The organism is Chryseobacterium sp. KLBC 52 (assembly GCF_003347605.1).
Classification (GTDB): domain Bacteria; phylum Bacteroidota; class Bacteroidia; order Flavobacteriales; family Weeksellaceae; genus Chryseobacterium.
In genome coordinates this window covers 54,904-77,383 of the sequence record NZ_QDFZ01000015.1, presented here as the reverse complement: position 1 = coordinate 77,383, position 22,480 = coordinate 54,904, and the positions used below count along the sequence as shown (strand labels likewise).

Annotated in this window: 27 protein-coding genes; 11 read left to right on the top strand and 16 right to left on the bottom strand. The window is 36.2% G+C overall.

Annotated elements, in window-relative coordinates; translation table 11 throughout:
- Positions 1 to 41 precede the first annotated feature (41 nt).
- The 6 genes from DDF69_RS16190 to trpS all read left to right on the top strand — a co-directional run bounded on the left by DDF69_RS16190 (position 42) and on the right by trpS (position 3,511).
- Positions 42 to 422 carry a TraR/DksA family transcriptional regulator gene (locus DDF69_RS16190; protein WP_002983772.1) on the top strand — a complete coding sequence of 127 codons (381 nt, stop codon included), beginning with the start codon at positions 42 to 44 and terminating at the stop codon, positions 420 to 422.
- A 78-nt stretch (positions 423 to 500) separates the two neighbouring features.
- Complete coding sequence (locus DDF69_RS16185) at positions 501 to 746, top strand: DUF6576 domain-containing protein (RefSeq protein ID WP_114821685.1); 246 nt, start codon at positions 501 to 503, stop codon at positions 744 to 746.
- A 16-nt stretch (positions 747 to 762) separates the two neighbouring features.
- Complete coding sequence (locus DDF69_RS16180; protein ID WP_062675973.1) at positions 763 to 957, top strand: DUF2683 family protein; 195 nt, start codon at positions 763 to 765, stop codon at positions 955 to 957.
- Entirely contained in the window at positions 957 to 1,598 is a 642-nt protein-coding gene (locus tag DDF69_RS16175; protein ID WP_114821684.1) for a lipoprotein signal peptidase, read from the top strand. The genes DDF69_RS16180 and DDF69_RS16175 overlap by 1 nt, the downstream gene beginning before the upstream one ends.
- Before the next feature lie 15 nt (positions 1,599 to 1,613).
- Positions 1,614 to 2,258 (top strand): vancomycin high temperature exclusion protein, encoded by a 645-nt coding sequence (locus tag DDF69_RS16170; RefSeq protein WP_114821683.1) that lies wholly within the window; start codon positions 1,614 to 1,616, stop codon positions 2,256 to 2,258.
- 284 nt (positions 2,259 to 2,542) lie between these two features.
- Positions 2,543 to 3,511: a tryptophan--tRNA ligase gene (gene trpS, locus DDF69_RS16165; protein WP_110009868.1), complete on the top strand. Its 969-nt coding sequence runs from the start codon at positions 2,543 to 2,545 to the stop codon at positions 3,509 to 3,511.
- Between the two features lie 178 nt (positions 3,512 to 3,689).
- On the opposite strand, the gene DDF69_RS16160 is transcribed toward trpS, so the two are convergent.
- The 9 genes from DDF69_RS16160 to DDF69_RS16120 all read right to left on the bottom strand — a co-directional run bounded on the left by DDF69_RS16160 (position 3,690) and on the right by DDF69_RS16120 (position 11,426).
- Entirely contained in the window at positions 3,690 to 4,976 is a 1,287-nt protein-coding gene (locus tag DDF69_RS16160; protein WP_114821682.1) for a sensor histidine kinase, read from the bottom strand.
- On the bottom strand, positions 4,976 to 5,647 hold the full coding sequence (locus tag DDF69_RS16155; RefSeq protein ID WP_062675977.1) for a response regulator transcription factor: 672 nt from the start codon (positions 5,645 to 5,647) through the stop codon (positions 4,976 to 4,978). The genes DDF69_RS16160 and DDF69_RS16155 overlap by 1 nt, the downstream gene beginning before the upstream one ends.
- A gap of 162 nt (positions 5,648 to 5,809) precedes the next feature.
- Positions 5,810 to 6,016 (bottom strand): PepSY-like domain-containing protein, encoded by a 207-nt coding sequence (locus tag DDF69_RS16150; protein WP_114821681.1) that lies wholly within the window; start codon positions 6,014 to 6,016, stop codon positions 5,810 to 5,812.
- Between the two features lie 35 nt (positions 6,017 to 6,051).
- Positions 6,052 to 6,501 (bottom strand): PepSY-like domain-containing protein, encoded by a 450-nt coding sequence (locus DDF69_RS16145; protein WP_114821680.1) that lies wholly within the window; start codon positions 6,499 to 6,501, stop codon positions 6,052 to 6,054.
- A 195-nt stretch (positions 6,502 to 6,696) separates the two neighbouring features.
- Entirely contained in the window at positions 6,697 to 7,392 is a 696-nt protein-coding gene (locus tag DDF69_RS16140) for a YjjG family noncanonical pyrimidine nucleotidase (protein ID WP_114821679.1), read from the bottom strand.
- Between the two features lie 203 nt (positions 7,393 to 7,595).
- Complete coding sequence (locus DDF69_RS16135; RefSeq protein ID WP_114821678.1) at positions 7,596 to 8,186, bottom strand: RNA polymerase sigma factor; 591 nt, start codon at positions 8,184 to 8,186, stop codon at positions 7,596 to 7,598.
- Between the two features lie 194 nt (positions 8,187 to 8,380).
- Complete coding sequence (locus DDF69_RS16130; protein WP_114821677.1) at positions 8,381 to 8,872, bottom strand: hypothetical protein; 492 nt, start codon at positions 8,870 to 8,872, stop codon at positions 8,381 to 8,383.
- 85 nt (positions 8,873 to 8,957) lie between these two features.
- Positions 8,958 to 10,238 (bottom strand): methionine adenosyltransferase, encoded by a 1,281-nt coding sequence (metK, locus tag DDF69_RS16125; protein ID WP_114821676.1) that lies wholly within the window; start codon positions 10,236 to 10,238, stop codon positions 8,958 to 8,960.
- Positions 10,239 to 10,475: 237 nt separating this feature from the next.
- The gene (locus DDF69_RS16120; protein ID WP_047428937.1) at positions 10,476 to 11,426 is read right to left on the bottom strand and encodes a LysR substrate-binding domain-containing protein; all 951 of its coding nucleotides are present in this window, start codon (positions 11,424 to 11,426) and stop codon (positions 10,476 to 10,478) included.
- 134 nt (positions 11,427 to 11,560) lie between these two features.
- On the opposite strand from DDF69_RS16120, the gene DDF69_RS16115 reads away from it, so the two are divergent.
- The 5 genes from DDF69_RS16115 to DDF69_RS16095 all read left to right on the top strand — a co-directional run bounded on the left by DDF69_RS16115 (position 11,561) and on the right by DDF69_RS16095 (position 15,828).
- Positions 11,561 to 13,048 carry a catalase gene (locus DDF69_RS16115; RefSeq protein WP_114821730.1) on the top strand — a complete coding sequence of 496 codons (1,488 nt, stop codon included), beginning with the start codon at positions 11,561 to 11,563 and terminating at the stop codon, positions 13,046 to 13,048.
- 105 nt (positions 13,049 to 13,153) lie between these two features.
- Positions 13,154 to 13,921: an enoyl-CoA hydratase/isomerase family protein gene (locus DDF69_RS16110; RefSeq protein WP_062675984.1), complete on the top strand. Its 768-nt coding sequence runs from the start codon at positions 13,154 to 13,156 to the stop codon at positions 13,919 to 13,921.
- 54 nt (positions 13,922 to 13,975) lie between these two features.
- Positions 13,976 to 14,398 (top strand): deoxycytidylate deaminase, encoded by a 423-nt coding sequence (locus DDF69_RS16105; protein ID WP_007844123.1) that lies wholly within the window; start codon positions 13,976 to 13,978, stop codon positions 14,396 to 14,398.
- 6 nt (positions 14,399 to 14,404) lie between these two features.
- Positions 14,405 to 15,319 (top strand): site-specific tyrosine recombinase XerD, encoded by a 915-nt coding sequence (gene xerD / locus DDF69_RS16100; RefSeq protein ID WP_114821675.1) that lies wholly within the window; start codon positions 14,405 to 14,407, stop codon positions 15,317 to 15,319.
- Positions 15,316 to 15,828, top strand: a complete 513-nt coding sequence (locus DDF69_RS16095; protein WP_114821674.1) for an NUDIX hydrolase — start codon at positions 15,316 to 15,318, stop codon at positions 15,826 to 15,828. Before xerD ends, DDF69_RS16095 begins: the two co-directional genes overlap by 4 nt.
- A 103-nt stretch (positions 15,829 to 15,931) precedes the next feature.
- Here DDF69_RS16095 and DDF69_RS16090 read toward each other — a convergent pair whose 3' ends face one another.
- From DDF69_RS16090 to DDF69_RS16060, 7 genes are all read right to left on the bottom strand, one after another.
- The gene (locus DDF69_RS16090; RefSeq protein ID WP_114821673.1) at positions 15,932 to 16,390 is read right to left on the bottom strand and encodes a heme-binding domain-containing protein; all 459 of its coding nucleotides are present in this window, start codon (positions 16,388 to 16,390) and stop codon (positions 15,932 to 15,934) included.
- Between the two features lie 4 nt (positions 16,391 to 16,394).
- The gene (locus DDF69_RS16085) at positions 16,395 to 18,173 is read right to left on the bottom strand and encodes an Ig-like domain-containing protein (RefSeq protein ID WP_114821672.1); all 1,779 of its coding nucleotides are present in this window, start codon (positions 18,171 to 18,173) and stop codon (positions 16,395 to 16,397) included.
- Positions 18,174 to 18,198: 25 nt separating this feature from the next.
- The gene (locus DDF69_RS16080) at positions 18,199 to 19,461 is read right to left on the bottom strand and encodes a serine hydrolase domain-containing protein (RefSeq protein WP_114821671.1); all 1,263 of its coding nucleotides are present in this window, start codon (positions 19,459 to 19,461) and stop codon (positions 18,199 to 18,201) included.
- Positions 19,462 to 19,643: 182 nt separating this feature from the next.
- Positions 19,644 to 20,573: a 2-hydroxyacid dehydrogenase gene (locus DDF69_RS16075; RefSeq protein WP_114821670.1), complete on the bottom strand. Its 930-nt coding sequence runs from the start codon at positions 20,571 to 20,573 to the stop codon at positions 19,644 to 19,646.
- A 45-nt stretch (positions 20,574 to 20,618) separates the two neighbouring features.
- Positions 20,619 to 21,005 carry a GxxExxY protein gene (locus tag DDF69_RS16070; RefSeq protein ID WP_114821669.1) on the bottom strand — a complete coding sequence of 129 codons (387 nt, stop codon included), beginning with the start codon at positions 21,003 to 21,005 and terminating at the stop codon, positions 20,619 to 20,621.
- 77 nt (positions 21,006 to 21,082) lie between these two features.
- Positions 21,083 to 21,625 carry an acyl-CoA thioesterase gene (locus tag DDF69_RS16065; protein ID WP_105702355.1) on the bottom strand — a complete coding sequence of 181 codons (543 nt, stop codon included), beginning with the start codon at positions 21,623 to 21,625 and terminating at the stop codon, positions 21,083 to 21,085.
- The gene (locus DDF69_RS16060) at positions 21,613 to 22,365 is read right to left on the bottom strand and encodes a hypothetical protein (RefSeq protein ID WP_114821668.1); all 753 of its coding nucleotides are present in this window, start codon (positions 22,363 to 22,365) and stop codon (positions 21,613 to 21,615) included. Before DDF69_RS16060 ends, DDF69_RS16065 begins: the two co-directional genes overlap by 13 nt.
- Positions 22,366 to 22,480: the final 115 nt, after the last annotated feature.

Below are 22,480 nucleotides of genomic sequence, written 5' to 3'. Positions count from 1 at the left end.
TCAAATTCCATTTCATAATTTTATTAAAAAAGAGAAAGAATATGTCAGACGAAAGAGTTAGATACAGCGATGCTGATTTACAGGAATTTAAAGCGATCATTAAAGAAAAAATAGAAAAAGCAGAAAAAGATCTTCAGCTTATCAGAGAAAGTTTCATCAATGACCAGAATAATGGCACTGATGATACATCTCCTACTTTCAAAGCTTTTGAGGAAGGAGCAGAAACGTTGAGCAAAGAACAGAATTCTATTTTGGCAGGAAGACAGGAAAAATTCGTGCGTGATCTTAAAAATGCTTTGATCAGAATCGAAAATAAAACGTACGGTGTTTGCAGAGTAACAGGAAAACTGATTCCTAAGGAAAGACTTTTAGCTGTTCCTCATGCTACGCTGAGCATCGAAGCGAAAAACATGCAGAAATAACCGTAAGGTTTGAAAAATAATATTGGGTTTATATCGTATTCACGGATACTTTATAAACCTAATTTTTAATGTATACCCATGAGCGAATTATTAATTTTGGGATTGATTGTCACGGTAGTATTACTGTTTTTCAACAGAGAATGGATCAAAAACAGATTCTTCCCTGAACCGCAGAAGAACTATACCATTGATGATCAATTCAATTCTGATAAACGGGAACGGGAGAAAGAAATCGACAGACTTTTGAGTAAGATGGGCAAAAATGGAGTCAATGATCTGTCTGAGAAAGACAGGAAAAGACTTGATGAGCTGTCCAAAATGTAAAAAATAAATATAAGAAATGGAATCTATCATAGTACATCCTAAGAATTCTATGGAGCTGAGTGCACTGAAAAGTGTTCTGAAAGAAATGGGCATTAAATTTGAAAAAGCTCACGTTAAGAGTTCATTCAATGGACAAAAAGTGGTGAAGAAAGCAAGCGATAACAAAAATGTAAAGCCGGCTTCAAAGCCTTCAAAACCTAAAGGACAGTAATGAAAAAGATATTAGCGATAACTCTTTTAGTGTTATTCATTGACCAGGCTTCAAAAATCTATATCAAAACTCATTTTGAACTGAATGAGAGTATTCCTGTCATCAACGGTTTCTTTAACAAAACTTTTGTTGAAAACCCGGGAATGGCGTATGGATTTCACTTCGGAGGAATTATCGGGAAATATTTTCTGGTTATCCTAAGGGTTTTCCTGATTGGAGGGATGATCTACATGTTCAAAAAATGGTTGAAAGAAGGAGCTTCTAATTATCTTTTAGTTCCCATGGCTATCATTTTTGCAGGCGCAATCGGAAATCTTATTGACGGAATGTTCTATGGAATGATCTTCGACAGCGGAACGGTTTATGATGCCAGTACAGACCGATGGATTGGCTATGGCGGAATTTCCAAGCTTGTTCCTTTCGGACACGGATATTCTACATTTATGAAAGGATGTGTAGTGGATATGCTTCATTTCCCTGTAGTAGACTGGTACGTTCCTGAAAGCTGGCCTGTGATAGGAGGAAAACATATTGAGTTCTTCAAATATATTTTCAATGTTGCTGATTCTGCGATCACAGTAGGAGCTGCATTCTTATTAATATTCAGAAAAAAAGCTTTCCCGAACGGTCTGGAGTTTTAAAAGATATATTTTCGGATGAAAAAAATAATCAAAAATATTTTTAAATTTTTCCTGCTTCTTTTCGTTGCAGGAATTATTTTTATTGCCTGGGCGAATTACAGCATTAAAAAGGACAGCGCACCATTCGTTTCCTACAATACTGCTGATGTGCCGGAAGCAAAAACCGCTTTATTACTGGGAACAGGAAAACTTCTGAGCAACGGAACTCCAAATGCTTATTTCTATAACAGAATTAAGGCCGCAAGTGATTTATACAAAAGCGGGAAAATACAATACATCATCGTTAGTGGTGATAACAGTACCAAGGATTATAATGAACCTGAAGATATGCAGCTTGCACTGATACAGGAAGGAATTCCAAAGGATAAAATTATTTTAGACCATGCCGGATTCAGGACTCTGGATTCTGTAGTAAGAGCAAAAGATATTTTCAGCCAGACAAAACTGGTTATTATCTCTCAGAAATTCCATAATGAAAGAGCGGTTTTCCTGGCCAGGAAAAATGGCATGGAAGCCTTTGGATACAATGCAGCAGATGTGAATAAATATGCAGGCTTAAAGACCAATTTGAGAGAGTATTTTGCAAAAGCTAAAGCCTATTGGGATCTTCTTTTTGGTGTGGAGCCTAAATTTGGGGGAGAGAAGATTTTGATTCCTTAATTTTTTTTAACCACGGATTGCACGGATTTTCACAGATGATTGTGTAGAAGGATATTAAGATTTTACCAATGGATAGGTTTTGGCTAAAGCCAATGGGTGATGTTCAATTTTAAGCTGGCTGGGCTGAAGCCCACCCCCTATTGAATTTTAATAACAACATCTTTTATCTTTTATCTTTTATCTTTTATCTTTTATCTTTTATCTTTTATCTTTTATCTTTCGTTATTCCCGGCAAACCTCGTAAATTTGCTATTCATTAATTTTTAAATATAAATTTTAACCAAATGTCAAGAATTCTTACCGGCATACAAGCCACCGGAACGCCCCATCTTGGAAACTTATTGGGAGCTATTATTCCTGCTATCGAACTATCCAAGCAGGAAGGAAATGAATCATTTTTATTTATTGCGAATCTTCACACGCTTACACAGATTAAGGATGCGCAGACTTTAAGACAAAATACCTACGAGATTGCTGCGGCTTGGCTTGCTTGTGGATTAGATACTGAAAAAACATATTTCTACAGACAAAGTGATATCGCTGAAACCTGTGAACTTTCTTGGCATTTATCATGTTTTTTCCCTTATCAAAGATTAACATTAGCCCATTCATTTAAGGATAAAGCAGACAGACTTCAGGATGTAAATGCCGGTTTGTTTACTTACCCTATTCTGATGGCTGCAGATATTTTATTGTATGATGCTGAAATCGTTCCTGTAGGAAAAGATCAGCTTCAGCACCTGGAATTTGCAAGGGATGTCGCTTCAAGGTTCAATAACCAGATGGGTGAAATTCTTGTATTACCACAATCTGAACTTCAGGAAGACACTAAATATGTTCCTGGAACGGACGGTCAGAAAATGTCAAAATCAAGAGGAAATATCATCAATATTTTCTTACCTGAAAAGGAGCTGAAAAAACAGGTGATGAGCATTGAATCAGATTCCAAGTCTTTAGAAGAGCCTAAGGATCCTGATACGGACAAAACATTCCAGATTTATCAGCTGATTGCTACACCTGAACAGACTGAAGAATTAAGAGCAAAATATCTTGCCGGAAACTTCGGATACGGACATGCTAAGAAAGAATTGCTGGATCTTATCCTGGTACGTTTTGAGAAAGAAAGAGAAACGTTCGCTTATTACATGAACAATCTTGATGAACTTGAAGCAAAACTTCAGCAAGGAGCTGAGAAAACCAGACCCATTGCGCTGGAAACGCTGAAAAGAGTAAGAACAAGCTTAGGATTTTAATGCTGAGTTGTAAAAATAAGAAAGAGGCTATCTCAAAAGTCAATTATTGACTTTTGTCATTCTGACGAAGGAAGAATCTTATTGATATCAGATATATTAGATTCTTCACTACATTTCATTTCGTTCAGAATGACACTTTTGGGACAGCCTCTTTCTCTATAAATATAAATTACAATTTTTAACGTCCGTTATTCTTTGTCACAATAAAGTAATGCATCTGATCTCCATATTCATAATGAATATCCCAGCCCGGATATTGTTTGATAATGGTTTTAATGATAGACAATCCCAGTCCGGTGGATGTATGATCTGAACTTTGTTTGTAAAAGCGGTTAAAGATCCTTGACTGATCTAAAGCCACAGGATTTCCACTGTTTTGAAATGCGATTCTGTTATTTTCAATGATAATGTTCAGAGTTCCTTCTTCGTTGTTATATTTTACTGCATTTTTAAGAAGATTAGACAGCAGAATATCCGCAAGATCCTGATTGAAATCTGCAACAAATTTTCCTTTTTCAATAATATTGACCTCTACTTTTTTAAAGGCAATAAAATCTTCATAATTCTGAACTAATTGAGCGATCATCACATTAAAATCAACATCTGAAGTTTTATTAAACTGGCTGTTCTCAATCTTGGAAAGCATGAGTAAGGATTTATTCAGTCCCACCATTCTTCTCAGGTCATTCTTCACTTCCGTAAGAAAAGTCAGATTCTTTTTATCAAGATCATCATTCTGGATCATCAGGTCAATTTTATTAATCACGATAGCCAAAGGAGTCTGAAGCTCATGGGAAGCGTTTTCAATAAACTGTTTCTGCTGATAGAAAACCAATTCATTACGTTCAATCATTTCATTGATTTCCACATTCAATTCCTCAAATTCGGTAATCTTATAGTTATGTTTTTCCTGAGAGAAAGGAATTCCAAACTGATATTTTTTAAGTTTATCCAAAATCAGATAGAACGGCCTCATGGCTTTATTAAGCAGATATCCGTTAACAGCTACGATACTTATCACCAAAAGGATATAAAGCACAATTAAGGCTGTTGTAAGGTCGTATATCAGCTCATCTTCTTCTACCGTAGATGTTCTGATGACAAGCCGCTGATGACCTTTGAACTGGTCAATAAAGTCGGCCTCCAAAACCCTGTAAGGCTGGTCTTTGTCATCATACTCCATATAGTACATCTTGTTGTACAGCCTGCTTTTGTTTTGATAATTTCCAGCTTTGATGGGATTGATTTTAAATTCATTGAATCCAAATTCATTGTTCTTCAAAAGCTGAGGATTAAGATAGACCGCTTTAATAATCTGTATTTTTCTATCCCTCAATCCGTCATCTACATTATCATGCACTTCATCCAGGATATAGGCATAAAAAAGACCTGCCCACACTGCTATAATCAGCAGCAGGATCATGATCAGATATTTAATCGTATAATATTTTAATGAAGTCTTCATCAGATGAATTTATATCCTATTCCATATACAGCCTGGAAATCAGCTTCTGCATTGAGGGTTTTCAGTTTTTTACGAAGATTTTTGATCTGGGAATATATAAAATCCAGGCTGTCTGCCTGATCGATATAATCTCCCCAGATGGCTTCAGCCAGTGTTGTTTTCTGTAAGGTTTTCTCCGGATGAATTACGAAGTAATACAGAAGATCATATTCTTTTCTGTTAAGAACCAGCTCTTCATCACCTACTTTCACCGTTCTGTTCTCCGGATCGATGCTGATATTTTTGTAACGGATGATATTTTCGCCATCCTGATTTTTTCTTCTGATCACAGATTTGATTCTCGCCATCAGTTCTGCAAGGTGGAAAGGTTTTGCAAGATAATCATCTGCTCCTATTTCCAGTCCGGCCACCTTATCGTCCACAGAGTCTTTAGCAGAAAGGATAATTACAGGATCTTTCTTATGCATTTTTTTGATCTCTTTCAAAAGATCTATTCCGTTTCCGTCAGGCAGCATAATATCGAGCAAAATACAGTCGTATTCGTAAGAAATAATTTTCTCCAGCCCACCGCTGTAATTTTCCGCATATTCTACAATGAAATGCTCTGCTTCCAGAAACTTCTGTACGGTATCTTTCAGTTCAGGTTCGTCTTCTACTATTAAAATCTTCATATTTCTGGATCTGTATATTCTGCTACTTCATTAATGTATATCAAATATATGAAATTAAAAGCTGGAAGATTGAAGAGGGAAGCTGGAAGTTATTCAGACTCCATCAATCTATGCAGTTTCATTTAACTTCCTTCTTCCGACCTCCAACTTCCAGCCTTACCATTAATTCGATTTGACATATCGGCCGTCTGCATCAAAAACAAGACTGATACCATTCATCAAATTGATTTTATAGGCATTGTATTTTTTCTCGATAGAATCAATCACGCTGCCGGGATGGTACTTTGTCAGAAAAGACACCATACTTTTTCTAATCTTGGCAGAAGACCCCTTTCTTCCGTTACTGTTTATTAAATTCCAATTGACCATAGTATTACTATTTAGTGTTTGTATTCGGTTACGTGCTAATCATCGATTCTTTTAAAATTCCCATTCCTGTCGAATTCAAGCTCCAATCCATTGGAAAGCTCTGCTTTATAAGACCATCTTTTCTTTTCAATCTTAATAATGTAAGTGTTAGGAAAGTTTTTCGTGCTGTAATTTCTGATGGATACAGGAATGAAGCCATAAGGAATTTTCTGATGTTTTCCATCCACTTCTTTCCAGCTTCCACTGCTGTCAAATTCCATTTTCATTCCATTTGTCAGATATACTTTGTACTCATCTACACCATAGATTTCTCTGTCTTCTATTGCCGAGGCCACAGGTATTCCTTTAAAATGAGCAGCCAGAAAGTTTTTAGCTGTTTTCGGTAACTGATTTGCATTGATTGCTCTGTCCTGTGCTGAAACCAAGCCTCCGATCAATAAAAATAAGACCATTAATACTCCTGTGATTTTCTTTACATTTTTCATACTATTACATTTTTCTGTTATTATTATGGAGCAAAGTTCCTAATCAATTTGGGAAAGAATTGGGAAAAATGATTTAATCGCAGATTGACCCAGATGATCACAGATGTTTGTGTCGATTTCTGCAGGGTATTAAAAACAGAAAAGCCACTAAGATTGTCTTAGTGGCTTTTTATCAAATTTTATGATCTTATATTTCTATAAATATTCTTTGATCTGCTGAAGATGGGTAATGGCTTTTAACCCTTCTTTCTGTTTATCTTCTTTGTAAACATCGAAGAAGATCGCATCCATCCCGAAATCTGTAGCTCCCAAAGCATCTGCAATCCAGTCGTCTCCAATCAGGATACTTTCTTCTTTGCTGGCTTCAGAAAGTCCTAGTGAGTATTCAAAAATCCTTGGATTAGGTTTTCTTACGCCTACTGCATCTGCACTGGTAATTGTTTTAAAATAAGGGGCAATTCCGGAAAGGGTACATTTTCTTTCTGTTACCTCCTGAAATCCGTTGGAAATAATGTGTAGTGTATAATTTTTAGCTTTCAGATATTCCAAAACATCTTCTGCTCCCTCTACCAATTCATTATGACTTACAATATTATCAAGGAAGTTTTCTTCAAAATAAAGGGCAAGCTCTTTATTATCTACTCCAAAATGTTTGAATGAATCATAAAAACGGTGTTCTCTCAAGTACTCTTTGCCGATAATTCCGTCTCTGATCTTTTCCCACAACTCTTCGTTGATATTGTGATATACAGAATGAAACTCTTCAAATTCAATATGATATTTTGAAGTGATTTCCTGTTTTTCAAAAAGATCTTTGATGGTAAGATAGGCATTTCTGCGATGATCCCAGAGTGTATTATCCAGGTCAAAAAAAACGTGCTGCATTTTCATACAGCACAAAGTTAATAATTTTAATTTTTTGTAATAGGATAATTTTTGCTCTTGCTTTTCACAATCTCAAGGCTTTTGGAAAAATTCAGCAAAAAATCAATTGTTTGTTTTTTAGGTTTCAAAGTTTTCACTTTTAAGGAGTCATTTTTTTTCATAAGCGAAGTATGTTTTCCTTAAAAACGCGAAATTTCCTGAAATATTATCTATCTTGTTAAGATTATATTATTTTCATCCATGATTTTTCTCAGGTTTATCAGTGCATACCTTACTCTTCCTAGCGTAGTATTAATGCTCATCTCTGTATGGTCTGCAATTTCTTTGAAACTCAGACCATCAAAAAACCTCAGTTTGATTACCTCCTGCTGGTTTTGTGGCAAAAACAGTAACATCCTCATAAGATCCTCCTGAATCTGGTTGGTCACAAGCTGATCCTCAATATTTTCCGAAGGTTCTCTGATTAAATCAAAGATAGAATATTCATCTGTTTCAAAAGTAGTTTCTGAAACTTTGATATTCTTGGCTTTTGACCTGAAATGATCAATGATTAAATTGTGGGAAATTCTTTTCGCCCAAAGAATAAATTTGCCTTCTTCGTTATAGCGTCCTTCTTTCAGCATGACAATAATCTTCATGAATGTATCCTGGAAGATATCGTTGGCTAAATCTTCATCATTAATTTTGTAAAAAATGAATGTAAAAAGTTCTCTCTGATGACGGTGAATGAGGGTTGACAACGCGCTCTCATCACCTTTCTGGTAAAGGGAAATTAGTAAACTATCCGATTTTGATTTCATAACTCTTCTCAATATAAATATTTGCAGACAGGCATTCTACCAGATATTTCTTCTGGCCTTTGCTGTAAAACAAAACAGTTCTTGAGTAGAGTCTCTTCTATAGGCGGTAGTACAATTATTATGATGTAAATATAATAATTTTTTAATAACTGTTAACCTATTATTAAATTTTATAGAGAAAAATCTAAAAAAAATCACTTAAACATGTCATGAATAAATACAGTAGGGATATTTAATGTAAAATTAATATTAAGTCCTTTCATCTCTTTACCGTTCAGTCGGGTGTCTCCGATAGGAAAGGCATAGCCTCCTGTAAGGTCAAGCATCCCAAATAGGGTAACTCCGATCTTAGGGGCAATGTATTTATTGGTACCTTCTACTCCTGCTAAAAAGTAATACGAGTGATAGAAGTCTACATTTTTTTCAAAATTAAGAAGGACATCAGCCTGTAGTTTTGGCATAATAGCAAATTTAGAATCTACAGATCCCATCATTGCAGATCCTCCCAATCTGTAAATCACATCATCATTTTTAAGAAAAAGTAATTTACCTCCTACTTCACCAAAACTTTGATTCTGGTAAGTATACCCTACACTGATCATTTTATGCATGGTATATTGGGCTTTTACTAAAGAACTTAGCAAAAACAGGGACATGACAGCAACTACAGTTCGAAAATTCATCATCTTTCTATATTATTAAGGTGTAAAATTAAAAAAAACTGCCTTATCCAAAGATAAAGCAGTTCATTTATTATTCTTCAAAGAGAAATTAAATTCCAAAAGCGGTTTTAATCTCCTCTACTTTGTCTAGTTTCTCCCAGGTAAAGAACTCAAGATCTTTTAACGTAATCTCATTCTTATGGCCTTTATTGAAAGTTTTATCAGCTACATAGTGCTCTTTACCCATGTGTCCGTAAGACGCTGTTTCCTGATAAATAGGGTTTCTTAATTTTAAGTTCTGCTCGATAGCATAAGGTCTTAAATCAAAAATAGCAGAAACTTTTTTCGCGATATCCCCATCATGAAGATCTACTTTCGCAGTTCCGTAAGTATTGATGTATAAGCCACAAGGCTCAGCTACTCCAATGGCGTAAGAAACCTGTACCAAAACTTCATCCGCTACTCCGGCAGCTACTAGGTTCTTAGCAATATGTCTTGTAGCATATGCAGCACTTCTGTCTACTTTAGAAGGGTCTTTTCCAGAGAAAGCACCACCACCGTGGGCACCTTTACCACCGTAGGTATCAACGATGATTTTTCTACCTGTAAGACCTGTATCTCCGTGAGGTCCTCCGATTACAAATTTCCCGGTAGGATTGATGTGATATTTGATCTGATCGTTGAATAAAGCTTTGATTTCTTCAGTTTGCTGCGCAACGACTCTTGGAACCAGAATATTTTTGATATCCTCACGGATCTTATTCAGCATTTCTTCTTCCGTACCAAAGTCATCGTGCTGAGTTGAAACTACAATAGAATCTATTCTGATAGGCTTATGATCATCAGAATACTCAATCGTTACCTGGCTTTTTGCATCCGGACGAAGATAAGTGATTTCCTTATTTTCTCTTCTGATGGCAGAAAGTTCTTTCAGAATTGTATGGGCAAGATCCAATGCCAGAGGCATATAATTAGCCGTCTCGTTGGTTGCATACCCGAACATCATTCCCTGATCTCCAGCTCCCTGTGCATTTGCTTTAGCTTCGAAAGACTCATCATTTACAGCTCTGTCAACTCCCTGGTTGATATCAGGTGACTGCTCGTGGATTGCAGAAATAACTCCGCAAGAGTCTCCATTGAACATGTATTCACCTTTCGTATACCCGATTCCGTTGATTACTTCTCTGGCAATAGTCTGTACATCAAGGTACGCATCTGATTTTACTTCTCCTGCCAATACCACCTGTCCGGTAGTTACAAGAGTTTCACATGCTACTTTTGAATCTTTATCGTATGCCAGGAAATGGTCGATTAATGCATCGGAAATTTGATCGGCAATTTTATCCGGATGTCCTTCTGAAACTGATTCAGATGTAAATAAATAAGACATATAATTCTTTTGTTTTTAAAGATTTAAAAAATTGTATTTGCGAAAAATATGAATGAAATTGCCCAGAAAAAAGAATACTGTTTTAGCATTTTTTTATAGAGGTTGCAATCAGGTCAAATTTTTCCTCGTAATAAACGTCAGCAAATTTAAGTACTATTTTCCTAATACTCAAAAATTTTGTTTATTAATTATACTTTTATTTAAATTGATGATTTCTATCACTTTAAAGCATTTCCATTACTGAGGCTTAATGCTTACAAATTCTTTCGGACTTTCGTGGTAATTCAACTTAAGTTCTAAAGAAGTTTTGATAGAATGTGATAATTCATCAATAATCTTTTGTTTGAAGGTTGGTTTATAATAAATAATACTGATTTCGCGATATGGGAAAGGTTTTTTGAATCTGAAAACATTTTTCTTCTGCTCTTCTGAAAGCTGGCTCAGTGCCAGTTCCGGCAGAATACTGATACCCCCTACTTTATCCACCATATGTACCAAAGTCTGGATATTGGAAGCTAAGAAATCCAAATTTTTTGGCTTCAGGGTATTTTCTTTCAGATGACAGATATTTTCAAACTGATTTCTCAGGCAGTTTCCTTCTTCAAGAAGCCATACTTTCTCTACATTCAGATCTTCCGGAATGATGTAAGAATTCTTTTTGTTAGCTTCTGTATTGGAGCTGTAAATCATCAGCTCCTCGTTGAAAAGGAAATCCTGATAAAACTCGTCAGCAGTATCGTACGGAGTAGAAATAATTCCGGCATCCAGTTCTCCTGCTTTCAATGCTTTAATAATATTATCAGTTGTCATTTCTTTTACATTCATCTGAATCTTCGGATTATCCTCCAGGAATTTAAAAATCTCTGTTGGCAGAATGAAAGAAGACACCGTAGGAATGATTCCCAGATTGATTGTTCCTCCTAAAATATTATTCAAAAGGTTGGCTTTGTTTTTCAGCTCATTGACAGACTCGATAATTACCTTTGCCTGATCAATAATCTGAAGACCTACGTCCGTGGTACGGATCGGGTGGGTCGTTCTGTCGAAAACCTTTACATCCAGTTCATCCTCAAATTTCTGTATCATGGCACTTAACGTAGGTTGGGTAATAAAACACGCCTGAGCGGCCTTACCAAAATGTTTATACTTATCAACAGCGATAAGATACTCCAGTTGCTGAATGTTCATTTGATTAATATTATCTATTACAAAGATATAACGTTTTTGCTATTACCAATTAAAAATTCAAGTAAATTTGATATTCATTACCTTTACACTTGGATTTAGAAAAACAAAAAACATTTATACAAATCATTAATGATATGGATTCTAAAAAATTAACGTTAAGTAACGGCGCACCTTATTTTGAACATCAGGATTCACAGACGGTAGGACCAAGAGGCCCGGTATTGCTGCAGGACTTTATTCTTCAGGAGAATCTTGCACATTTCGTTAGGGAAAGAATTCCTGAAAGAATTGTGCATGCCAAAGGAAGCGGAGCGTACGGAACTTTTACCGTAACGCATGATATCAGCCAGTACACGAAAGCAAAACTGTTTTCAAAAGTAGGAAACTCATGCAGAATGTTTGCAAGATTTTCTACTGTGGGAGGCGAAAAAGGAAGTGCCGATACTGCAAGAGACCCAAGAGGATTTGCTTTAAAATTTTATACGGAAGATGGAAACTGGGACCTGGTAGGAAATAATACTCCGGTATTCTTTATTAAGGATGCAAAAAAATTCCCGGATTTTATCCACACCCAGAAAAGGGTACCGAAAACCAACCTGAAAAGTGCCACCATGATGTGGGATTTCTGGAGCTTAAACCCGGAATCACTTCATCAGGTTCTTATATTGATGTCAGACAGAGGAACACCTCACGGCTACAGACATATGCACGGTTTCGGATCTCATACGTTCTCCATGATCAATGATAAAAATGAGAGAGTATGGGTAAAATTCCATTTTAAAACAAAACAAGGTGTAAAAAACTTCACGGATGAAGAAGCCGTAAAAATGGCTGGAGAAAACCCTGACTTTGCACAGGAAGATCTTTGCAACGCTATTGAAAACGGAGATTTCCCGAAATGGACTTTATTTATACAGGTGATGACAGAGGAGCAGGCGAAAGATTTCAGATGGAATCCGTTTGATGTAACTAAAGTATGGTTCCATGATGATTTCCCATTAATTGAGGTAGGAGAAATGGAACTGAACGAAGTACCTGTTAATTATTTCGCTCACGTGGAACAGTCTACTTTTTCTCCAAGTAACTTAATTAACGGAATCAGTTTTTCACCGGACAAAATGCTTCAGGGAAGATTATTCTCATATCCTGATGCCCACCGTTACAGAGTAGGTGTCAACGCCCATCAGCTGGAAGTGAACAGATGTCCTTTTGCGGTCAACAATTACCAGAGAGACGGTTTTATGGCAGATTCAAGCCAGTATCAGGACAAGCCGAATTACCATCCTAACAGTTTTGATGACATCCAAGCAGATTCATCCTATAAAAACTATGAATATGAGTTAGACAGTGCCCATGTTGCCAGCTACAACAGAAATGACAACGATAGTGACCACTATACCCAACCTGGACTTTTGTATTCAAAAGCGATGAATGCAGAAGACAGAGATCATCTGATCAAAAATATTGTAGGCAGCATGAGTGGTATTACCGGGTCTAAGAAAGATGAGATTATCAACAGACAACTATGTCACTTTTTCCGTGCTAACATTGAGCTTGGCATGAAAGTGGCTTCTCAACTAAACGTCAATATTGATGCAAATATGATGAATCATTCCAAATAATCATATTGAATGATAAATTAAAAAAAAGGAAAAAAAAATAATATTTTTTCCTTTTTTTTGTAAAAAATTCATAATTTGCAAAGGATGATATTTTAAAGTGGAAAAATGAGTTACGAGAACATATTATTAAAAAAAGAAGATAAATTATCTATTATTACCATAAACAGACCTGAGAGTTTAAATGCTTTAAATGCCAAAACAATTCAGGAAATCAGTACCGCACTGGATGAGCTTAACGCTGACACTTCATGCAGAGTAATTATCCTTACCGGAAGTGGAGAAAAATCTTTTGTAGCGGGAGCTGACATCAAGGAATTCAGTGAATTCGGACAGGAAAAAGCTGAAGAACTTGCAAGAAACGGACAGAATACATTGTTCAACAAAATTGAAAATATGTCTAAACCTGTCATTGCAGCCGTAAACGGTTTTGCATTAGGAGGAGGTTTAGAGCTTGCCATGGCATGCCACATCAGATACGCATCGGAAAACGCCAGATTAGGGCTTCCTGAAGTAACTCTTGGATTAATTCCGGGATATGGAGGAACCCAGAGGCTTCCCAAGCTTGTAGGAAAAGGTATTGCCAATGAAATGATCTTCTCTGCCAAAATGATCCCTGCTCAAAAAGCAAAAGAGATCGGACTGGTGAATGAAGTATACCCTATTGAAGAATTATTAACCAAAACGAAAGAATTAGCAAACACGATTGCCTACAATTCACCAATGGCAATATCGAAGGCTATCAATGCCGTGAATTTATCGGATACGGAGAAAGGTTTTGAAACTGAAATCAAATATTTCGGAGAACTTTTTGAAATGGAAGATAAGAAAGAAGGAGTTACTGCGTTTCTAGAGAAGAGAAAGCCTAACTTCTAAATCTTTCTAAAAGATTTTAATCCAAATTATTTCGAAAAAAAACAATGCTGCGGTATGAATAAGTTTGATAAAGCTTATCTAAAAATGGCTCAGGAATGGGCAAAACTCTCCTACTGTAAGAGAAAACAGGTGGGAGCTCTTATCGTAAAAGATAGGATGATTATTTCAGATGGTTACAACGGGACTCCTTCGGGATTCGAAAACTGCTGTGAAGATGAAGATGGAAAAACACACTGGTACGTATTGCATGCGGAAGCCAATGCTATATTAAAGCTGGCTGCCTCTACCCAATCTGCAAAAGGAGCAACGTTATATTTAACGCTGTCTCCCTGTAAAGAATGCAGCAAGCTGATTCTGCAGGCAGGGATTACGAGACTGGTGTATATTAATGAGTATTCGGATGACGATGGAATATCGTTCCTGAGGAACCATAACATTGAAATAGAACAAATATCGGACTGTGAACTAAAAAAATAAGCACAAATGACTTGGGATGAAAAGATCAAAGATTTTGAAATATTTCTTCGTTTCGAAAGAAATTTTTCAGAAAACACACTCGACGCCTACGTTCGGGACATTAAGAAATTAAAAGATTACGCAGAAGAGGATCTGGAAAACGTCGGTCCAGACTCCATCGGTTACGAAAACCTGCAGGAATACATTTTCAATCTTTCCAAACAGAAATTCAGTGAGAGATCACAGGCAAGGTGGATATCTTCCATCAAAGCTTTCTTTAAATTTCTGCTGGAGGATGAATATCGTGAAGACAATCCTGCGGCGTTACTTGAAGGCCCAAAACTGGGATTATATCTACCTGATACTTTAAGCCTGCCTGATATCAACAAAATTATTGCTGCTATTGAGGTGAATACAGATCTGGGAAAAAGAAACCAATGCATCATAGAGGTACTCTATGGCTGTGGGCTTCGTGTTTCTGAACTGATCGATCTGAAGATCTCCAATATCAACTTTAAAGAGCAATACATCAAGGTAAACGGAAAAGGAAACAAAACCCGTTTTGTTCCTTTAGCTGATTATACTGCTGATCTGCTTGAAAGTTATATCAAAGAGGTTCGTTCTAAAGGTAAAATCAATAAGAAATATGAAGACACTCTGTTTTTAAACAGTCGTGGGACTTCTATGTCCAGAGTAATCGTATTTCTTATTATTAAAGAACTTACAGATAAAGCAGGGGTTAACAAAAAAATATCTCCACACACATTCAGACATTCATTTGCGACCCATTTATTACAAAATGGAGCCGATTTACGTTATATTCAGGAAATGCTGGGACACTCCAGTATTACGACAACGGAGATCTATACGCACCTGAAAACGGAAGAATTAAGGGATGTTATTTTGAGTTATCACCCGAGAAATATTAATATTGCTCAATGAAATTATTGAAATATTGTCCAAGCTGTGGCAGAGAGTCCTTACACTGGGATGGTGAAAAAAAATGGAGCTGTCCGGAATGCGGTTTTACTTTGTATAATAATGTGGCAGGTGCTGTAGCGGTTGTCATCAGATGTGGAGACGAAATTTATCTTACCAGAAGAAACAGAGAACCTAAAAAAGGGAAACTCGATCTTGCAGGAGGATTTGTCGACCCTAAAGAAAGTGCAGAAGAAACCTGTAAAAGAGAACTTTTTGAAGAACTTCAGCTTGATATCGATATTTCGAACCTGAAATACCTCACCAGCCTTCCTAACATCTATCAATACAAGGAAATTGATTACAATACGATCGATCTCTTTTATGAATACAATGTTTCGGAAAAGTTTGAGGTAAATCTCGAGCTCTCTGAGATTTCGGAAGCTGTCTGGATTCCTTTACAGGATCTGGATCTTGAAGATCTTGCTTTTGATTCTCAGAAGAGATTTTTTGAGAGCTATTTAAAGAAATAATTTTTGTAAAATATTCTCCCGCAGATTTTACAGACCGGACAGATATTTGTTTTAAACAATCTGCTCAGTTTGTAAAATCTGCGGGAGTTTTTTATGGTAGAAATTAATAAGTTTTAGTCTTCAGCATTTCTTCAAAATACTGAATCAGCAATGCTCTTTCTGCTTCTGAAAGATTAGCCTCTTTATGGTACACGATATAGCCAGGCATCGGCATTGTTTTATTCTGAATGGTCTGAATGGATTTAGTCAGCATGTTCTCCTTCAAATCCTTATTATAAGTTTCCCATGCAGAAAAATTAAGATGTTCCCTGCCTTCATTCACATGGCTTTTTACAGACCAGGAAACGGGTGCAATAAAAGCATATTTCGGGTAAACTGTTTCATTGGAATGACAGTCGTAACAGGCATTTTTAAGCAGTGTTCTAACCTTTTCCGGTGATTTCCTTGCATCCACAAAGTTTACCTTTGCATCCACAGGCTGATTGGTTCTGTCTATAGGAAAGAACTGAATCAGGGCAAATGCCACAAAAGTCCAGAATACTATTTTCTTAGCGGTCTTCATCTGCTTATTTTGCGGGCGTTATAACAGCATTTTGAGATTTCAATTCTTTTTTAACCTCCTGTTTCACTTCAGTCGGTACAGGCGGTGTTTCCCCAGCAGGAGCTGCTACAGCGGGGGTAGCTCCTTTAGGATTATCAAGTGTTCTGGTATCCTTCAGATCCCACTCTTCTCTTGTTTCCCACAGACCTCTAACGATCACTTTTTTATAGAAAATATAGGCATCTTCAGCAAAAATATCATTAGCAAAATCTGCTTCATCCCAATATTTATTCCCGTTATTATCTACCAGGATTCTCACGATGTATTCCCCAGGTTTGAGGATATCAAATTTCACTTTATCTCCTTTCATATACCTCTGATAAGCAACCTTGTCTGAAGAATCCAACAGCTGAATCCAATAATTTGTTTCCGGTGCATTTGAAATAGTGAATTCAACACTTCCAAACTGGTCTATTTTGGCAACATCAAAATCAAAACGCTTAGATTGTGTGTTTTTTGCATAGTATGAGGATACAGTCTCCTTAGGCACCGTAAGCTGATAGCTTTTTCCCATCACAAAATCTGACTGAACCTGAATCTGATAAGGATTGGTTTCTGAAATTTTAGCAGTAAACGGTAACGTTGTTAAACTATCTCCTTTAGCCCTAAGTGTCCACTTTGAAGGATCAATTTTATCCACAATATAGTTGGACGATATTTTAAAATCTGACTGTGGAGCTATTGATTCTCCTCCATTATCACTGTTAAGGTCCATGGCATTCTTTTTATTGTATCTGTAAAATAAAGAGACGCTATAGGCACTGTCTTTTTTCGGACCTTTATTATGAGTAAATATCAGTTTTTCATTGGCTTCCTGCCCCACATTATCCTTTACAGCATCAAACCAGATTCTTACAGAGTCTGATTTCGGAGTATGGGTTATTTTGACATCTTTCAGTTTCTCATTCAGCGACTGAACTTTCACGTCATCAGGATTCCCTTCGAATGTCATTAAAATTCCTCCTGCAATCTCTTTCATTTCAAGATACTTTACAGCCTTTTTGGAAGGGTATACTTTTAAATTCAATCCTGAAATAGATTTCTCAAAATTGATCGGATCTTTCTGGAATCCAACTTTTTCTTTTCCGGGGTCATACATTGAATTTCCATTCTCGTCTTCAAAGGCAATAATTTTATATTTTCCTGGAGTCAGATAATTTAATTCATAATATCCATCTTCATCTACCTTGGTGATATAGTATGGCTTTTTCTTGTAATCCATTGTATCCTTTACCTGATACAATCCTACCACCAGCTTATTTTCTGTTGTAGTTCCGGTTTTCTTTTTAGTATCGAGCGCATCTTTTACTTCCCCACTGATGTACAAATCATCCAATTTGTCTCCTGTAGAAAAAGCAAAATTAAAATACCTTAAAATATTGGACTCGTTATTATCAACAATTGAGTTTCCAAAATTAAAGTTATAAGTCGTATTGGCCTGAAGCGTATCTGACCATTGAATCAGAACAAACTTGTTGGCAATATTGGAAGGAAGAATCCTCGTGATCCCTTTAATGGGAGGTGAAATAATAAGGTTTTTATTGATATCCTTCAACGTCACATATTCATCAAAATCCAGACGGAGCTGGTGAATATCTCTTTTGACATTAATTCTTGTTGTATCAATGTTTGAACTTAAAAACTTCGGTGCCAGAGTATCTTTAGGCCCTCCGACAGGAGATCCTACCCTTGCACATGAATGTACAAGAAAACAGATAACGAGTAATAAAAGAAACCTTTTCATGAAAATGTTTAGGCAAAAGTAAACATTATTCTCCAAAAACTTCCTGTCCGGAATTCAAAGTATCTTTATTGTCATGCATCACCGTATGCAGCTTCTCTTTCTGTAAAGGGAAATCTTCGAATAATCCGGATAATGCAAGAGCTGTATATACTTTGTTTGAATATTTGTTTCCGATAGCTACGATGGTAACCTTAGATTTTAAAAGATGGGCAAATACCGAGTTGGTACCATGCCACCATCCATTGTGATAAGTAAGCTTTTCACCGTTATCAAATATTTTCATTCTGAATCCTAAACCATAATTATTCATTCCCGCTTTTTCATTGCTGTAAGGAGTGAATACCATCTGCATCAGCTCAGGCTTCAGGAAATTTTTCGAAAACATGGCTTTTGAGAAATTGTACAGATCTCTTGGCGTAGTGTAGACATTTTTATCTCCATAAATCAGATCAAGTCTGTCTAAAGGATACAGCTTATTTCCTCCATAATAAAAAGACTGTGCTGCTGTTGGAATATCTTTTTCCTGAAAGATATACGTATTATTCATTTTCAACGGTGTGAAAACCATTTCTTTCATCGCCTGAGGAAAAGGAGTTTTGGTCACTTTTTCAATTAATAAAGCCAATAAAGCAAAGTTGGTATTGCAATACATAAATCCTGTATCCGTATCTCTTGCCAGATCAGGTTTATATTTAATGATCATATTCAATACATCTTCATTTGTAATAAATGGCTTGGAAAGTTCTGCCGGAGCCGGCTGTATCTTGGTAATAAAATATTCATATTTCGGAAGACCGCTTCTTTGATCCAATAAAGTCTGAACGGTAACATTCGGATAGGGAAATCCTGGAAAAAACTGCGTAAGGTGATCCGTAAATTTTATTTTTCCTGCCTCTATCAGCTTCATCATCGCCATTGCCGTTAAAGTCTTCGAAACTGAAGCAACGTGTAAAGGTGTATTTTTATCGATTGGCATTTGATTTCCTTCTCTTCCGAAACCTCTGTAATTTTCATACAGGATTTCATCACCTTTGGCAACAAGAATTCCACCGCTAAGGTCTCCTCCTTCCCATATCTTCTTGTAATACTGATCGATATAACTTACGGTAGTTTGTCTATTCAAAAGCTGTCCGTCCCCTTTTGTAAAAATATTACCCAGATCTACATTTCCATAGTTGGGCAGATTGGTTGTATTTTCAGCCGAAACTTCTTTGGCTTCAGACTTTTTTTTACAGGAAAATATCGATAATAAAACAGTTAGGATAAGTACAAAATTACACGTCTTCATGAGATTCAAAAATGAGCGGCAATTTAATAAAACTCAAAATAAATAATAAATATGAGGTGGATATTATGAATTATTTAACATAAATGAATAGAGAATTAAAACTTGCAAGCGAAAAATCATAAAAAAGCGGATTCACATTTCGTAAATCCGCTTCTTTTACATTTTATTTTTTTTAAAATAGCTTAACAATGTGAAGCTACAATTTTGTCTACAATAAACTGAGCCAGCTTTTCTTTGCTCTGATGCGTCCAGCCTGCAATATGAGGCGTCACAATCGCTTTTTCTGATTCCAGAAGATATTTTAGATCTTCATTTTCGGATTCAATATTCTCGAAAGAAGATTTTTCATACTCCAAAACATCCAGACAAGTTCCTTTCACCTTTCCTGATTTCAACCCTTCTACTAAACTTTTAGTTTCAACATTTTTTCCTCTTGCTGTATTCACGAAATAGAAATCATTTTTCATTTCCTGAATGAATGTTTTGTCAATAAGGTAATGGGTTTCTGAAGTTAAAGGAATATGTAAACTTATAACCTCCGCAGATTGTTTCAATTCTTCCAGTGAGACCTGTGTTGCATATTCATCTGAAAGTCCCGGAAGAATATCATGGAAAATCACCTTACATCCAAATCCTGAAAGTCTTTTCGCAGTAGCTTTTCCCATATTTCCATATCCGATAAGCCCTACAGTTTTTCCCAATAGCTCATCTCCTCGGTTTTCTTCACGCTTCCAGATCCCGTTTTTCACTTCCTGAGAAGCAATAAAAAGTCTGTTCATGATCACCAGCAGCATTCCCACTACGTGCTCCGCCACAGAATCTCTGTTTCCCTCCGGAGAATTGATCAGCTGAATTCCCAGTTTTTCAGCAACAGGAATATCAATATTTTCCATTCCGGCACCTACTCTTGCGATGAACTTCAGATTCTTCCCTTTTTCCAGAAAGTTTTTGTCTAGTGGAATACGGCTTCTGATAATAATTCCATCGTAGTTCTCAATTTTATCACAAACCTCATCATAAGACGATGTAAAATCCTCTTCTAAAATAAAATTCTCAGCCAAAAGCTGTTCAGTAATAAGAGGATGGTTTTTATCTAAAAGAAGTATTTTCATAGTTTAAACACAAATGACACTAATTTATTTCACAAATACCACAAATTATAAAGTACCGTTAATTACTCTCCTAACACCATTTTTAAACTGAAGTGTATTGAAGTTGATCAACATCCCAAGTTTACAATTACTTAAGCGAAGGTAGGTAAGTATTTGTGCTAAGTGAATATCCTGTAATGATTCTATGGATTTTATTTCCAGCACAAATTTTTTCTCAATCAAAAAATCAAGTCTATAACCAACATCCATTTTAACCTCATCATAAATTAACGGCATAGGTTTTTGTCTTTCTACAAGAATATCATGTTTACTTAATTCATAAAACAGACATTCTTCATAAGCACTTTCCAAAAGTCCTGGTCCCAGAGCCTTATGAACTATATACCCTGCTTCATAAACAATTTTTGATATATCATTTTCTGAAATATCCATTTTGATTATTTTTTTTCATCTGACTGAGCACAAACCATTTGTGAAAATTTGTGCCAATCATTTGTGTTTTTTGTGTTTTATTTCTTGTCTTTTTTAGACTCCTGTGGTTCCTGAAATAGTTTTTTAAGCTCTACAGATTCCAGGGGTTTCATTCTTCCGGAAAGGATTAATGAAAGTTCTTTTCTACGGAATGCTGCTGCAAATCTTTCTTTTTCCTCATCTGTTTCAGGAATCATTTCTGGAATAGGAATCGGACGGTTGAATTCATCTACTGCAACGAAGGTATAAATCCCTGCATTGGTATGAATTTTCTTCTGGTTAATCGGGTCATCCAACCACACATCTACATACACTTCCATAGAAGTAGAGAATGCTCTGGAAACTTTAGATTCCAATACCACTACACCTCCTTCCGGAATCGGATGGTTGAAAGATACGTGATTTACAGAAGCCGTTACTACTCTTCTTTCACAGTGTCTAGCTGCAGAAATAGACGCACAACGGTCCATTTTTGCCAGAAGTTCACCACCGAAAAGGTTTCTTAAAGAGTTGGTTTCGTTCGGAAGAACGATATTGGTCATAATGGTCAGAGATTCTGACGCTTTTTTTATTTTTGCCATCTAGTCTTAGTGTTGTTTGGGACAGCCGGAGCAGGTTTTATTTCTTTTCCGACAGGTTTTACTAATGAATCTTTTTTCAAAGAATCTGAAACGGGTGTTTCCGGGGTATGTACCATCACTTTCACCGTATCTTTTACAATTCTATGGGTAGAGGTTTGTACAGAAACATTTTTGAAAGATTTTTTTCCAAAAAGAAGTTCCTGTTGGGTAAACGCCAGGTATACAATTCCAAGAACCGGAATAGCCAGAAGGAAAATCCAAAGAATTGTTTTTTTGAATTTAAAATCCTTTTCACGATTCACTGTGGTATTTACTTTCTCCCCGTTATTGATATCGGAGAACCTAATCTCTTCCAATCCGTAAAAGTCCGGACGTCCGGATTCTATTCTTTTTCCCTTGAAATGAGTGTGCCCTTCTTCAATGAAGACTGTTCCAAGGTTTTGAATTTCAAGAACCTGTTCGGCCTGAAGTTTTTTCTTCCAAAAATCAGTCTGAATTTTAAGATCACTTTTGGAAGCTTCCAGAGACATCTGTTTTTGTTCTGCAATAAAAGCAGCAAGATCTTCAGTCTGTACTTCGTAATCTATTGTAAATTCAATCTGGCTGGCCGGAGGCAGAATGCTTCCGTTTTCAGAATTAATAATTGCCTTAGAATTTTTCAGTGAAAACACCCCAAAGCCTGGAACTGTGGTAGTTCCAAATTGTTTTAAGTATTCTAAAATATATGCTGAAATATTCATTTGGCAGCAAATTTATAACTTTTTCGGGACTTTTTGTAATATTTAATGGATATAAAAAAGACTGCCGAAACAGTCTTTTGATTATTATGTACAAAAAAAAGGAATACGACTATTT

What these genes read in the sequence shown, in the direction of transcription:
- DDF69_RS16150 (WP_114821681.1), bottom strand. Translation starts at nt 6,016, where the DNA reads ATGGTCAATTGGAATTTAATAAACAGTAACGGAAGAAAGGGGTCTTCT.
- DDF69_RS16145 (WP_114821680.1), bottom strand. Translation starts at nt 6,501, where the DNA reads ATGAAAAATGTAAAGAAAATCACAGGAGTATTAATGGTCTTATTTTTA.
- DDF69_RS16065 (WP_105702355.1), bottom strand. Translation starts at nt 21,625, where the DNA reads ATGGCAAAAATAAAAAAAGCGTCAGAATCTCTGACCATTATGACCAAT.
- DDF69_RS16070 (WP_114821669.1), bottom strand. Translation starts at nt 21,005, where the DNA reads ATGGATATTTCAGAAAATGATATATCAAAAATTGTTTATGAAGCAGGG.
- DDF69_RS16115 (WP_114821730.1), top strand. Translation starts at nt 11,561, where the DNA reads ATGGATTCTAAAAAATTAACGTTAAGTAACGGCGCACCTTATTTTGAA.
- DDF69_RS16095 (WP_114821674.1), top strand. Translation starts at nt 15,316, where the DNA reads ATGAAATTATTGAAATATTGTCCAAGCTGTGGCAGAGAGTCCTTACAC.
- DDF69_RS16170 (WP_114821683.1), top strand. Translation starts at nt 1,614, where the DNA reads ATGAAAAAAATAATCAAAAATATTTTTAAATTTTTCCTGCTTCTTTTC.
- DDF69_RS16060 (WP_114821668.1), bottom strand. Translation starts at nt 22,365, where the DNA reads ATGAATATTTCAGCATATATTTTAGAATACTTAAAACAATTTGGAACT.
- DDF69_RS16160 (WP_114821682.1), bottom strand. Translation starts at nt 4,976, where the DNA reads ATGAAGACTTCATTAAAATATTATACGATTAAATATCTGATCATGATC.
- DDF69_RS16110 (WP_062675984.1), top strand. Translation starts at nt 13,154, where the DNA reads ATGAGTTACGAGAACATATTATTAAAAAAAGAAGATAAATTATCTATT.
- DDF69_RS16105 (WP_007844123.1), top strand. Translation starts at nt 13,976, where the DNA reads ATGAATAAGTTTGATAAAGCTTATCTAAAAATGGCTCAGGAATGGGCA.
- DDF69_RS16130 (WP_114821677.1), bottom strand. Translation starts at nt 8,872, where the DNA reads ATGATGAATTTTCGAACTGTAGTTGCTGTCATGTCCCTGTTTTTGCTA.
- DDF69_RS16090 (WP_114821673.1), bottom strand. Translation starts at nt 16,390, where the DNA reads ATGAAGACCGCTAAGAAAATAGTATTCTGGACTTTTGTGGCATTTGCC.
- DDF69_RS16185 (WP_114821685.1), top strand. Translation starts at nt 501, where the DNA reads ATGAGCGAATTATTAATTTTGGGATTGATTGTCACGGTAGTATTACTG.
- DDF69_RS16135 (WP_114821678.1), bottom strand. Translation starts at nt 8,186, where the DNA reads ATGAAATCAAAATCGGATAGTTTACTAATTTCCCTTTACCAGAAAGGT.
- DDF69_RS16075 (WP_114821670.1), bottom strand. Translation starts at nt 20,573, where the DNA reads ATGAAAATACTTCTTTTAGATAAAAACCATCCTCTTATTACTGAACAG.
- DDF69_RS16180 (WP_062675973.1), top strand. Translation starts at nt 763, where the DNA reads ATGGAATCTATCATAGTACATCCTAAGAATTCTATGGAGCTGAGTGCA.
- metK (WP_114821676.1), bottom strand. Translation starts at nt 10,238, where the DNA reads ATGTCTTATTTATTTACATCTGAATCAGTTTCAGAAGGACATCCGGAT.
- xerD (WP_114821675.1), top strand. Translation starts at nt 14,405, where the DNA reads ATGACTTGGGATGAAAAGATCAAAGATTTTGAAATATTTCTTCGTTTC.
- DDF69_RS16175 (WP_114821684.1), top strand. Translation starts at nt 957, where the DNA reads ATGAAAAAGATATTAGCGATAACTCTTTTAGTGTTATTCATTGACCAG.
- DDF69_RS16190 (WP_002983772.1), top strand. Translation starts at nt 42, where the DNA reads ATGTCAGACGAAAGAGTTAGATACAGCGATGCTGATTTACAGGAATTT.
- DDF69_RS16155 (WP_062675977.1), bottom strand. Translation starts at nt 5,647, where the DNA reads ATGAAGATTTTAATAGTAGAAGACGAACCTGAACTGAAAGATACCGTA.
- DDF69_RS16080 (WP_114821671.1), bottom strand. Translation starts at nt 19,461, where the DNA reads ATGAAGACGTGTAATTTTGTACTTATCCTAACTGTTTTATTATCGATA.
- DDF69_RS16085 (WP_114821672.1), bottom strand. Translation starts at nt 18,173, where the DNA reads ATGAAAAGGTTTCTTTTATTACTCGTTATCTGTTTTCTTGTACATTCA.
- DDF69_RS16140 (WP_114821679.1), bottom strand. Translation starts at nt 7,392, where the DNA reads ATGAAAATGCAGCACGTTTTTTTTGACCTGGATAATACACTCTGGGAT.
- DDF69_RS16120 (WP_047428937.1), bottom strand. Translation starts at nt 11,426, where the DNA reads ATGAACATTCAGCAACTGGAGTATCTTATCGCTGTTGATAAGTATAAA.
- trpS (WP_110009868.1), top strand. Translation starts at nt 2,543, where the DNA reads ATGTCAAGAATTCTTACCGGCATACAAGCCACCGGAACGCCCCATCTT.